The following is a 12,243-nucleotide window of genomic DNA, read 5'->3' as shown; positions in this document are numbered from 1 at the left end:
CAAGCCTGTTGAAATCACAGTCAAAGCAAGAATGACGAGGCGAGCGGCAATGCGAATCTACAAAATCCTTAACAATTGCGCGACGAGACGTGCCTTCCTGGCTGCCGCGCTCTTCGTTTCGGGTGTTGCATCAATGCCGCTGGCAAGCCTTGCAGAGCCCGCTCATGGCATTGCAATGTATGGAGAACCCGCCCTCCCCAAGGGCTTCTCCCACCTGCCCTACGCGAATCCCGAGGCGCCGAAAGGCGGCACGATTCGCCTGGCCGAACCCGGCTCCTTCGACTCGCTGAAACCGTGGGTGCTGAAGGGAAATCCCGTCTGGCCGATCCTGTTTCAGCCGGGACTTGTGACCGAAACGCTGATGTATCGCTCGATCGACGAGCCGTTCAGCCTCTACGGCCTGCTGGCCGAATCCGTCGAAACCGCCCCGGATCGCAGTTGGGTCGAGTTCACCCTGCGCCCCGAGGCACGGTTTTCCGATGGCTCCCCCGTGACCATCGAGGATGTGATCTGGTCCTACGAGACCCTGGGCACGAAAGGCCATCCCCGCTATCTCGGCGCATGGTCCAAGGTCGCCAGCATGAAACAGACCGGAGAGCGCAGCATCCGTTTCGCCTTCAAGGAACCCGATCGCGAACTGGCCCTGTTGATGGGGATGCGCCCGATCCTGAAGAAGGCGCAATGGGAGGACAAGGATTTCAGCCGTCCCGGGCTGGAAATCCCCATCGGCTCGGCCCCCTATGTGATCGACCGGGTCGATCCCGGCCGGACGATCAGTTTCCGGCGTAATCCCGACTATTGGGGCAAGGATCTGCCGCTGAATCGCGGTCTTTATAATTTCGACGAGATCCGATTCGACTATTTTGGCGATTCGAATGCCATGTTCGAGGCATTCAAGGCCGGGGAAATCGATGTCTGGCGTGAATTGTCGCCGCTGAAATGGGAAACCGAGTTCGATTTTCCGCTGGTGGCCGAGAGCAAGATCGTCAAATCCGAGATCCCGCATAAGCGTCCGTCGGGGATCATGGGGCTGGTGATGAACAGCCGCAAGCCGGTCTTCGCCGATTGGCGCGTGCGGCAGGCGATGATCGAGGCGTTCAATTTCCAGTTCATCAATAACGCATTGAACGGCAACCGAGAGCCCCGGATCACCTCTTATTTCGCCAATTCCACGCTCGCCATGCATCTCGGCCCCGCCGAGGGGCGTGTGCGGGAGTTGCTGGAACCATATGCCGAAGACCTCCCTCCCGGCACGCTGGAGGGTTATGCCCTGCCCGAGGGCGGTCGCCGGCGCTTGACCGGACCGGGCTGCGCAAGGCCCTGCAATTGCTGGCCGATGCGGGCTGGACGGTACAGGATGGCGTCCTGCGAAATGCCGATGGCCGCGCCTTCGGCTTCGAGATCCTGCTGAACCAGTCGGGCAGTTCCATGCGCAACGCCTCGGAAATGCAGCAGATTGTCGATATCTACATAGAGGCGCTGCGCAACCTGGGCATCAGGGCGCGCGTGACCATGCTGGATTCCGCGCAATTCGTGCAGCGCACCAACAACTACCAGTTCGACATGGCATGGTATGAACGCGCACTGTCGCTCTCTCCCGGCAATGAACAGATGCTGTATTGGGGACATGACGGGGTGACGCAGCCCGGCAGCCGCAACTGGATGGGCATGAACAGCCCCGCCGCCGAGGCGATGATCGAGGAAATGCTCAACGCGGACGGCCCCGAGGATTTCAACGCCGCCGTGCGCGCGCTCGACCGGGTGTTGACGGCAGGCCGCTACGTGATCCCGGTCAGCTATCCCCCCATCTCGCGTCTGGCTCATTCCTCCAACCTGTTGTATCCTGATCAAAAACCACTTTACGGCGATTGGCCGGGGTTCATGCCCGAAACATGGTGGCAGGAGAAACAGGAATGAGAGCAGTCATAATCATCACGCTGGCCTGCGGATTGCTGGCCGGCTGCAATAGCGTCGCGGGTGTAGGCGAGGATATCACGGGCGTCGCCCGATGGGGTCAAGGCTTCTTAGGAGGGGGCTATTGATGAAATGGCATCACGTTCAGGAAAACTGGTCCGCGTTCTATGAAGCTATCACGGATAAATGGCCCGAGGTCGACGAGGCCGACCTGGACGAGATCGACGGCGACCAGCGCGCCTTCATCGCCTACCTGGCCGAAGCGACCGGACAGGAGGTCGCGGAAATTCGCGAGGAATTGCGGGAATGGCTGAGGGGAGAGATTCCCTCGGACATCGTCATGGACCCGATCCACGACAACCACTCCATCGCGCTCAGTTCGAAATACGTGAACGAGGGCGAGGATGAATATGACGATGACGCCCATTTCGGCGACGACAGGGACGAATAGGAATTGACCGGGATCTGATCGATCCCGGCCCTGCTTACTGCGGCGAAGGGCACGTGTCAGCGCGCGCCGATCCTGGACAATGCCCCCATCCGCTGGATGATCAGCACATAGATCGCGGCATAGAGGCCGGCGACGATCAGCCCGACCCACTGGATCTCGAAGGGCGTGAAGAAATAGGCGATCACCAGCAAGAGTTGCAGGAAGAAATGCATCGGGTAATAGACCCGCGAACCCAGTGCCTCGCGCGACCAGCCCAGATTGGCGGAATAGAGCCGGATCAGGCTGTCGAGCGAGTTCACGACGAAGACGATGCCGACGAAGATCATGAACCAGTTGAGCCAACCGGGGATCGCGATCTGCCCCTGGTGGTAGACAAAGAGCACGCAAAACCACAGGCCGAGGGGAAGCGCGGGCAAAAGGACCATCGCGACCGCCAGTTGCCAGGCCGGCAATCCTCCGACGAAACGGGCTACGAACTGGCCGATCATGATGCTCCAGGCGAACCACCAGAACAGGTAGAATTCGTGATAATCCGCGATCGGCATCGCGAAGCGCGGCAGATGGGCGAAGTAATCCATCAGCAGGCCGATATTGGCAAAGAAATCGCCCAGACCCACCCTGCTATAGGCAATGCTGATGACCGCCAGCGCGGTGAATGCGAGGATGCCGAAACCATAGGTCGAGGTAATCGCCAGCCATTTCATGACCCGCATGTCGCCGCTGGAAATGACCGAGAAGGCGATCACTCCGATGGCCAGCGCCCAGATTTCCCATTGCGGCATTCCCTGCGCATAGCTGGGCAGGTTCTGCATGAACAGGTAGCAGGTAAAGGAACAGGTCGCGATGACCGTCAGGTTGTAGATCCATTTGACGGCGGGGATTTCGAACAGTTTCAGCCGCGGCTCGATGGCCACGAAATAGAAGGTGGCGACGAAATACATCAGCCAGACCAGCGGTCCCCACATGCCGAACTCGACCGCCAGGGCATTGGTGAAGCCGAAGGCCGCCTCTTCCTCGTAGACCGGGAATTCGTTGAGCGGCAGCATCACCAGCCCCATGTCCAGTCCCGCCGTGAACAACAGCGCGATCAGCGTGAAGATCCCCACCGGGGTTTCCCCCGTGCATCGGACATGGGGCCAGCGGATCAGGACGAATAGCGCGCATGCCAGCACGCTGAGATAGGCGATGGTGATGATTGGCGTCATGTGAACCTCTTCTCTGCGGAACAATCGTCTTGGCAGGAACCGGCGTATCCGGGGATCGGACCGCCAGCGCGCGGCGCTTGCATGCGCCGCAGGATCAATTGATCGTGTATTTGCCTTATTTTGATTGTTCAGTCAATCAAAATAAAGTGTTCATTTCAGGTTGAGCAATTCCGGATGATCTGACAAAGCCTGCATCGACATGTGAAGGACGGTAAGCGAGCGGACGGGTCGCAGTGACAAATGTTCTGAAAATCGCCGTGGGCAGCATCGTCGTGGGCCTTGTCGTCCTGGCCCTGAAACTGCTGGCATGGTGGCTGACCGGCTCGGTCGCGCTCTTGTCGGACGCGCTGGAAAGCACGGTCAATGTGGCAACCGCCATCGCTGCCCTGATCGCCATCCGCGTCGCCGCCCGCCCCGCCGATGCCGGCCATCCCTATGGCCATCACAAGGCGGAATTCTTCAGCGCGGTGCTGGAGGGCGTCATGATCATCCTCGCCGCATTGCTGATCATGCGCGAGGCATGGCTGGGCTTTCGGAACCCGCCAGAGCTCGACACCCCCTTCACCGGCATGGCGATCAATGCCCTGGCCGGTGTGATGAATGCGCTCTGGTGCCGGGTGCTGATCTTGCGCGGAGGAAAGCTGAAATCCCCGGCCCTGGTCGCCGATGGCAGGCATCTGCTGACCGATGTGATCACCTCGGCTGCGGTGCTGCTTGGTGTCGCGCTTGCGGTCGTCACCGGCTGGACGGTGCTGGATCCGCTGCTGGCGGGACTGGTCGGGCTGAATATCCTGTGGTCGGGCTGGAAGCTGACCGCCTCTTCGCTCAGCGGATTGATGGACGAAGCGGTGTCCGACGAGACGCTGGATCTGATCCGCGCCGTCATCTCGGACCGCGCGACCGGGGCAATCGAGGCCCATGACCTGCGCACCCGCCATGCCGGGCGCGTGACATTCATCGATTTCCATCTTGTCGTGAACGGCCAGACCACCGTGGACGAGGCCCATGGGATCTGCGACCGGATCGAGCAATCCCTGCATGCGAAACTGCCCGAGGCGCAGATCACCATCCATGTCGAGCCGGAACATATGGCCAAGCATTCCGGCGTTCTGGTCCTGTAGCGGGGTCCGACTCCGGGCGAGGTTCAGGCATTCGGGGATCGGGCGAAATCACGATCTGCCGGACGCGCCCGGCAGATCAACGTGAACACGTGGATATTCAGGCCGCCAGCCGCAGCCAGACCGGCACGTGATCGCTCGGTTTCTCGGCTGCGCGGGCTTCGCGATCCACCCCGGTCTCGACCAGCAGATCGGCGGCCTGCGGAGACAGCAGCAGGTGATCGATGCGGATGCCGTCATCCTTGTTCCACGCGCCGCCCTGGAAGTCCCAGAAGGTGAAAGGTCCCCGCGTGGACCACGGATCGCGGATGCGGATCGCATCGGTCCAGCCCTGCCACTGGATTGCCCGCATCGCCGCCCGGCTTTGCGGCAGGAACAGTGCGTCATCCACCCATTTGCCGGGGTTTGCGGCATCGCGCGGCTCGGGGATGATATTGTAATCGCCCAGCATCACCACCGGCATTTCACCGGCCAGCAATTCGGCGGCACGTATCCGCAAACGCTCCATCCAAGCCAGCTTGTAATCGTATTTCGGTCCCGGCACCGGGTTGCCATTGGGCAGATACAGCCCCGCGATCCGCACTGCCCGTTCGCCGGTAACGGTCGCCTCGATATAGCGCGCCTGCTCGTCGCTTTCATCGCCGGGCAGGCCGCGCATCACGTCCTCGATCGGCAGTTTCGACAGGATGGCGACGCCGTTGAAGCCCTTTTGCCCATGGGTTTCGACATTCCAGCCCAGATCCTCGAAATGGGCGCGCGGAAAGGTCTCGTCCAGGGACTTGATCTCTTGCAGGACCACGACATCGGCCTCGGCCGCGTTCAGCCAGTCGGTCAGCGCCGCGATCCGTGCCTTGATGCCATTGATATTGAAAGATGCGATTTTCATGCCGGCATCTTGATCGGGCCGGGTGGGAATGGCAAGCGGCGATGCCGAGCAGGAACGCCTCAAAGGGGGCTGTCCGCCCCCACCCGTCCCTTCGGGTCGGATTCCCCCGAGGATATTTTCATGAGAAGAAGATCCGGGGCGGTCGATTTGCTGACCCGGCCTTTCCCTCGCTTTCATGAGCGAATAGGTTCAGGCGGACGGAAAGGATGCGGATATGTCGTTTTTCTCGAAACTGCGTGAGCGGCTGACCCGCTCTTCCTCGAAGATCGGGGAAGGGTTGGACGATATCGTCGGGGAAGGCACGCCCGCGACACCGGCCCCGGAACCCGAGGCGGCGGCGCGGCCGGAGCCTGAACCGGAAACCGTACCGCGACAAGCGGAGGCGCCCGCAGTAGCTGCACAGCAGCCGGCCGGGGGGGGGCTGGTGGGCCGCCTGTTCGGGCGCGGAGAGGCGCGGGCGGATGAGCCGCGCCGGGCGCTTGACGACGAGATGCTGGAAGATCTCGAGGATATGCTGGTGCAGGCCGATCTTGGCGTCGATACCGCGCTGCGGGTCAGCGCCAATATCGCCGAGGGGCGGATGGGACGGCGCGTATCGGCCACCGAGTTGAAGGAACTGCTGGCCACCGAGATCACCCGGATCATGACTCCGGTGGCACGCCCCTTGCCGCTTTACCCCAAGAAGCCGCAGGTCGTGCTGGTCGTGGGCGTCAACGGGGCGGGCAAGACTACCACCATCGGCAAGCTGGCCAGCCAGTTCCGTGCGGCGGGCAAATCGGTCGTCATCGCCGCCGGGGATACGTTCCGGGCGGCGGCGGTCGAGCAATTGCAGATCTGGGGGCAGCGGGCCGGGGTGCCGGTGATGGTGGCGGCACAGGGATCGGACCCGGCGAGCCTCGCCTTCGACGCCATGACCCGGGCCGAGGCGGATGGCGCCGATCTGCTGATGATCGACACGGCGGGGCGCTTGCAGAACCGTCAGGACCTGATGGAGGAACTGGCCAAGATCGTCCGGGTGATCCGCAAGAAGGACCCGGAAGCGCCGCATAACACCTTGCTGGTCCTGGACGCGACCACCGGGCAGAATGCGCTCAACCAGGTGGAAACCTTCCAGAAGCTGGCCGATGTGTCGGGACTGGTGATGACCAAGCTGGACGGAACCGCGCGCGGCGGCGTGCTGGTGGCGCTGGCGGACCGCTTCGGGCTGCCGATCCACGCGATCGGGGTGGGCGAGCAGATCGACGATCTCGATGCCTTCGATCCCGGGGAATTCGCCCGCGCTCTGGTGGGGCTGTAGCTCCACCGCACCGCGCATATGCGCGGTCACTGGTCATGTTCTGATTACCGGAAAGCCCCGGCAGGTTTCGGACTGGCCCTTTCAGCTTGCCTGCCGCACCCGTTCCTCGACGATTTCGAAGGGGACCGAGGGCTCGTCCTTGGCGCCGCGAATGACTAGCGAGGTCTTGACGCTCGCCACGTTCGGCGCGGCGGTCAACTGGTCTGTCAGGAAGCGCTGGAAACTCGACAGGTCGGGGGACACGCATTTCAGGATGAAGTCGATCTCGCCATTCAGCATGTGACATTCGCGGACCAGCGGCCAGCCCTGCACCAGCGCCTCGAAGGCCGAGAGATCACGCTCGGATTGCGAGGCAAGACGCACCATCGCAAAGACCTGCACCTCGAAGCCCAGTTCCCGTGCGTCGATATCGGCGTGATAGCCGCGGATGAAGCCCATCTCCTCAAGCGAGCGGACCCGGCGCAGGCAGGGAGGGGCGGAAATGCCGACGCGGCGCGCAAGCTCGACATTCGTCATCCGGCCGTCCGCCTGCAGCTCGGCCAGGATTTTACGGTCGATCTCGTCCAGTTTCGTGCCGGTCATGCTGGCCTTCTTCCCTGTTCATTTTTGATTGCCGGAAACTACAATGCGCCCCGCCATTGCGCAACATTGTTTCTGCATATCGCGCAGCCATTGCGCCGGGACGCCGGGGCCATTACCTAGGCACGACAATCAAGATCGAGGCGCAAGATGACCGACAGCACCCATACCAAACTCCTGATCGTCGGCTCGGGTCCGGCGGGCTATACCGCTGCCGTTTACGGTGCGCGGGCGATGCTGGAGCCGATGCTGATCCAGGGGTTGCAGCCCGGCGGGCAGCTGACCATCACCACCGAGGTCGAGAACTGGCCGGGCGAGACCGAGATCCAGGGCCCCGATCTGATGGTGAAAATGGAAGAGCATGCCCGCGCCATGGGCGCCGATGTCGTCACCGACATGGTGACACGGCTGGATCTGGGGCAGCGGCCATTCGTCGCGGAATGCGACAGCGGGCGGCGGGTCACGGCGGATGCGGTGATCCTGGCGACAGGTGCGCAGGCGCGCTGGCTGGGCCTGCCCTCGGAAGAGAAGTTCAAGGGCTTCGGCGTCAGCGCCTGCGCCACCTGCGACGGATTCTTCTATCGCAACCGCGAGGTGCTGGTGATCGGCGGCGGCAATACCGCGGTCGAAGAGGCGCTGTTCCTGACCAAATTCGCCTCGAAGGTCACGCTGGTGCATCGCCGCGACAGCCTGCGAGCCGAGAAGATCCTGCAAAACCGCCTGTTCAAGAACCCCAAGGTCGAGATCATCTGGGATCACGAACTGATCGAGGTGAAAGGCGCCGATGATCCCCTGGGCGTGACCGGCGCGGTGCTGCGTTCGACCAAGGATGACGGGACGCGCGAACTGCCTGCCGACGGCATTTTCGTGGCGATCGGCCATGCGCCTGCCAGCGAGTTGGTCAAGGATCAGCTCGAATTGCATCATGGCGGCTATGTGAAGGTCGAACCGGGCAGCACCCGCAGCTCGGTTCCCGGTGTCTTCGCGGCGGGCGACCTGACCGATCATTTCTATCGCCAGGCGGTCACCAGCGCCGGAATGGGCTGCATGGCGGCACTGGACGCCGAGCATTGGCTGGCCGCGCAGGAAGAGGCTGCGACGGAATCCGTCCGGTCCGAGCCGGAAAAGACCCCGGCGGAATAAACGCGGCCCCTATGGGCGAGGGCGACAATCAGCTTGGCCAGTCACGCGCTGTCATAGCCAGTTCGTTGCGTAGCCAGTCACGGAACCGGGCGATGGCGGGTTTGCGACGGGCCCCGGATGCGGTGACGAACCAATAGCTGTCCCCGGTATCCGAGCGACCGGGCAGCGGGGTGACAAGCTGACCTCGGGATAATGCGTCCGAGGCCAGCGTTTCCCAGGCCATGAACAGGCCTTGCCCCGAGATCGCGGCGTCCAGGCACAACCCGCCATCGGTGAATGTCGGGCCATCCGGGATTGCCCGCGCATCAACCCCATGTGGCGCCAGCCATTCCTGCCAGCCGGCCAGCAGGTCATTCTCGCGCAGGATCGGCAGCCGCAGCAGATCGGCGGGCTGGTGGATGCGTTCGGCCAATGTGGGCGCACAGACCGGCATCACGCGCTGTTCCAGAAGCTTCTCGGCCTTCAATCCCGGCCAGTCGCCGCGCCCGACCCGCAGCCCGACATCCACCCCGTCGATTCCGGGTGTCACCATGCGGCTGACCGGCTCCAACCGGATGCGGATGGCGGGATGGGCGGCGGTAAAGCCCGGCAGGCGCCAGATCAGCCAGCGGCTGGCGAAGAGCGGTGCGACCGAGACATTCAGCAGATCGTCCTGCCCCGGATCCGCCAGCATCGCTGCGGCGGACAACTCGGCCATGCCCCGCGAGAGGCGAAGCCCCATGTCCCGGCCAAGCGCGTTCAAACGCAGCCCGCTGCCGGTGCGGTCAAAGACCGGTTGGCCAAGCTGCGCTTCCGTGCGGCTGATCCGCTGGCTCAGCGCACCGGGAGTCACGCCAAGCTCCTCGGCAGCGGCCGAGAGGCTGCCAAGACGGGCAACCGCCTCGATGGCGCGCAGGCCGGTGAGCGGGATGCGGTTCAGTGGATTCATTTAGAAAATCTAAAAGATCATCCGCTCAATCTCAATAGGTGCTGGACAATCATTCTAGTATATTCAGACCATGCTAAATCTATTCCGCCTGTTACTGCGCCGCTCCGACGCTGCGCTGGCCCCGTATTCGCCGGTCCGCGAACCGCTGGACCAACCCGAAATCCAGAGAATGAGCCTGGAGGAACTGGATGACCTGCCCCTGCCGCGATGGTCGGCGGCTGAATGCTCCGCCGATTGTCGCGGTTGATCCTGAAGCGGCAGAAGGTTACGGGCAGGGCATCCGTTACAAGGTTTGCCCATGACCAAGCTGAACCAGATCCCGATCCCCGAATTGTTCGTCTCGCCCGAGGCCGCCGAGAAACTGGCCGATGAGGGGGCGAAACTGCCCGGCTGGACCCTGAGCGCCCGGCAGATCCGCGACCTGGAACTGCTGATGAATGGCGGTTTCTTCCCGCTCAAGGGCTTCCTGACACAGGCCGATTGCGAGAGCGTTTCGCAGGAGATGCGGCTGACCTCGGGGGCCTGCTGGCCGCTGCCCCTCACGTTGCGGGTGGATGAGGGATTCGCCGCGAGGATCGAACCGGGCGACGATATTGGGCTGCAGGACGACCGGGGGGATTTGCTGGCGATCATGTCGGTCACCGATCACTGGGCAGCCGGGACCGATACGGGCACCAATTGCCTTGGCGGCAAGGTCAAGGGGTTGCGTCCCCCTGCCGGGGCCGGGACGGCACCCAATCATATGCGTAGCCTGTTCCGGGCGAATGGCTGGGATCGCGTAGCGGCGTTGCATGATATCGAAACGCTGCCGGGACCCGAAAACGGGATGGCGCTGATGCTGATGCCGCTGATCGGGCAAATCCCGGCATCGGAGCGCGCCGGGATGCTGCAACGCTGCGAAAGCATGATCGCCGGGCGTGCAGATACCTGCATCGCGCCGATCGATCTGCCCATGCGGGAACCGGGGCCGCAAATATCGATCCTGCAGGCATTGGTTGCCCGGAATTACGGTGCGACCCATGTCTTCGCCGACGACGATCCGCCAACACGGCAGGCGCTGGAGGAGGCGGGGCTGATTCTCCTGTCCCGCTGAGATTCGCCCCCGCCTTGCCTATCCGCGCATCTGCCGGAACCGGCTCGCGAGGTTCTCGGTCGAGGCGTCATGGCCGGGTGCGGCCTGTCCGTTCAGCAGGGGCTCGACCTTCAACGCCAGTTCCTTGCCCAGTTCCACGCCCCATTGGTCGAAACTGTTGATGCCCAGAATGACCCCTTCGACAAAGACCCGATGCTCGTAGAGCGCAACGATCTGCCCCAGGGCAAACGGCGTCAACTGCCCGATCAGCAAAGTCGTCGAAGGCCGGTTGCCGGGGAAGACGCGATGCCGCGCCTGCCGGTCCAGCTCGGCCCCTTCCAGCCCCCTGGCGGCCATCAGCGCCCGCGCCTCGTCAAGGCTGCGGCCACGCATCAGCGCCTCGGATTGGGCAAGGCAGTTCGCGGCCAGCAGGATGTGATGATGGGCCAGCTCATCCTCGTGCCCGCGTACGGCGAGGATGAATTCGCATGGCACCGGCATCGTGCCCTGATGGATCAGTTGATAGAATGCATGCTGGCCGTTGGTGCCCGGCTCCCCCCAGACCACCGGCCCGGAGGGCAGGGTCAGGTCACTGCCATCCATCGCCACGCGCTTGCCGTTGGATTCCATTTCAAGCTGTTGCAGGTAAGCGGGCAGGCGCAGCAACCGGTTGTCATAGGGCAGTACGGCGCGGGTCGGGTAGCCGCAGATCTGGTGATGCCAGATGCCGGTCAGCGCCAGCAGCACCGGCAGGTTCCGCTCCAGCGGGGCGGTGCGGAAATGCGCGTCCATCGCGGCGCCACCGGCCAGGAATTCATCGAAACGATCAGCCCCCACGGCCAGCATGACCGACAGCCCGATCGGCCCCCAGACCGAGTAACGCCCACCGACCCAATCCTCGAAGCCGAAGACCCGGCTGGCATCGATCCCGAAATCCGCCGTCTTGTCGAGCGCAGAGGACAGCGCCGCGAATTGCGCCGCAGGCTCGGCGACCGTCGCCGCCATCCAGTCGCGGGCGGTGCGGGCATTGGTCATCGTCTCGATGGTGGTGAAGGTCTTGGAGGCCACGATCACCAGTGTCGTCGCCGGGTCGAGCCCCTTCAGCGTATCGGCAATATCGGCGCCATCGACATTGCTGACAAAATGCGTGCGCGGCCCGTCATGATAGGGTGCCAGCGCCAATGTCGCCATATAGGGCCCGAGATCCGAGCCGCCGATGCCGATATTCACGACATCGGTGATCCTGCCGCCCTGCCCCTGATAAGCGCCCGAGCGGACATCGCGGGCGAAAGCCTTCATGCGCTCATGCGTTTCGCGAACGCCGGACATCACCTCCTGCCCGTCCACGCGGACATCGCCATCCAGGTTGCGCAGCGCCGTATGCAGCACCGCCCTGCCCTCGGTATCGTTGATCTTCTCGCCCGAGAACATCGCCTCGCGCCGCGCCTCGACCTGCGCGCCCTGCGCCAACTCGATCAGCAGATCGCGCGCGCCCGCATCGATCATCGTCTTGGACCAGTCAAACACCAGCCCGCCGGCTTCGGTGCAGAATGCCGTGGCGCGGGCGGGATCAGCGTCGAAAAGATCAGAGATACGCCCCTCGCCCTGTGCATCGCGATGGGTTTTCAGCCGGGTCCAGATATCGTTCAT

11 protein-coding genes and 1 pseudogene are annotated in these 12,243 nt (G+C 63.1%); 7 read left to right on the top strand and 5 right to left on the bottom strand.

Annotated features, from left to right (window positions below):
* Positions 1 to 49 precede the first annotated feature (49 nt).
* The 3 genes and pseudogenes from A7A09_RS04055 to A7A09_RS04050 all read left to right on the top strand — a co-directional run bounded on the left by A7A09_RS04055 (position 50) and on the right by A7A09_RS04050 (position 2,365).
* Positions 50 to 1,917 (top strand): annotated as a pseudogene (locus A7A09_RS04055) (extracellular solute-binding protein).
* Positions 1,914 to 2,042: a hypothetical protein gene (locus A7A09_RS21770; protein WP_281277375.1), complete on the top strand. Its 129-nt coding sequence runs from the start codon at positions 1,914 to 1,916 to the stop codon at positions 2,040 to 2,042. The pseudogene A7A09_RS04055 and the gene A7A09_RS21770 overlap by 4 nt, the downstream one beginning before the upstream one ends.
* On the top strand, positions 2,042 to 2,365 hold the full coding sequence (locus A7A09_RS04050) for a hypothetical protein (protein WP_106690195.1): 324 nt from the start codon (positions 2,042 to 2,044) through the stop codon (positions 2,363 to 2,365). Before A7A09_RS21770 ends, A7A09_RS04050 begins: the two co-directional genes overlap by 1 nt.
* A 56-nt stretch (positions 2,366 to 2,421) precedes the next feature.
* On the opposite strand, the gene A7A09_RS04045 is transcribed toward A7A09_RS04050, so the two are convergent.
* The gene (locus A7A09_RS04045; protein WP_106690194.1) at positions 2,422 to 3,570 is read right to left on the bottom strand and encodes a choline transporter; all 1,149 of its coding nucleotides are present in this window, start codon (positions 3,568 to 3,570) and stop codon (positions 2,422 to 2,424) included.
* A gap of 233 nt (positions 3,571 to 3,803) precedes the next feature.
* On the opposite strand from A7A09_RS04045, the gene A7A09_RS04040 reads away from it, so the two are divergent.
* Positions 3,804 to 4,691 (top strand): cation diffusion facilitator family transporter, encoded by an 888-nt coding sequence (locus A7A09_RS04040; RefSeq protein ID WP_106690193.1) that lies wholly within the window; start codon positions 3,804 to 3,806, stop codon positions 4,689 to 4,691.
* Positions 4,692 to 4,788: 97 nt separating this feature from the next.
* Here A7A09_RS04040 and xth read toward each other — a convergent pair whose 3' ends face one another.
* Positions 4,789 to 5,574 (bottom strand): exodeoxyribonuclease III, encoded by a 786-nt coding sequence (xth, locus tag A7A09_RS04035; RefSeq protein WP_106690192.1) that lies wholly within the window; start codon positions 5,572 to 5,574, stop codon positions 4,789 to 4,791.
* Between the two features lie 214 nt (positions 5,575 to 5,788).
* Between xth and ftsY the strand changes: the two genes are divergently transcribed.
* Entirely contained in the window at positions 5,789 to 6,871 is a 1,083-nt protein-coding gene (gene ftsY, locus A7A09_RS04030) for a signal recognition particle-docking protein FtsY (RefSeq protein WP_106690191.1), read from the top strand.
* Positions 6,872 to 6,952: 81 nt separating this feature from the next.
* Here ftsY and A7A09_RS04025 read toward each other — a convergent pair whose 3' ends face one another.
* The gene (locus A7A09_RS04025) at positions 6,953 to 7,453 is read right to left on the bottom strand and encodes an Lrp/AsnC family transcriptional regulator (RefSeq protein ID WP_106690190.1); all 501 of its coding nucleotides are present in this window, start codon (positions 7,451 to 7,453) and stop codon (positions 6,953 to 6,955) included.
* Positions 7,454 to 7,600: 147 nt separating this feature from the next.
* Between A7A09_RS04025 and trxB the strand changes: the two genes are divergently transcribed.
* Positions 7,601 to 8,593 (top strand): thioredoxin-disulfide reductase, encoded by a 993-nt coding sequence (trxB, locus tag A7A09_RS04020; protein WP_106690189.1) that lies wholly within the window; start codon positions 7,601 to 7,603, stop codon positions 8,591 to 8,593.
* 28 nt (positions 8,594 to 8,621) lie between these two features.
* Here the strand turns inward: trxB and A7A09_RS04015 are convergent, their stop codons facing one another.
* Entirely contained in the window at positions 8,622 to 9,521 is a 900-nt protein-coding gene (locus tag A7A09_RS04015) for a LysR substrate-binding domain-containing protein (RefSeq protein WP_106690188.1), read from the bottom strand.
* Positions 9,522 to 9,819: 298 nt separating this feature from the next.
* Between A7A09_RS04015 and A7A09_RS04010 the strand changes: the two genes are divergently transcribed.
* Positions 9,820 to 10,614, top strand: coding sequence for a bifunctional sulfate adenylyltransferase/adenylylsulfate kinase (locus A7A09_RS04010; RefSeq protein WP_106690187.1), 795 nt, complete (start codon positions 9,820 to 9,822; stop codon positions 10,612 to 10,614).
* Between the two features lie 18 nt (positions 10,615 to 10,632).
* Here the strand turns inward: A7A09_RS04010 and pgi are convergent, their stop codons facing one another.
* Positions 10,633 to 12,243 (bottom strand): glucose-6-phosphate isomerase, encoded by a 1,611-nt coding sequence (gene pgi / locus A7A09_RS04005; protein ID WP_106690186.1) that lies wholly within the window; start codon positions 12,241 to 12,243, stop codon positions 10,633 to 10,635.

This window comes from Paracoccus methylarcula, from assembly GCF_003007735.2.
GTDB classification, from domain to species: Bacteria; Pseudomonadota; Alphaproteobacteria; order Rhodobacterales; family Rhodobacteraceae; genus Paracoccus; species Paracoccus methylarcula.
This window is presented reverse-complemented; position numbering and strand designations above follow the sequence as displayed.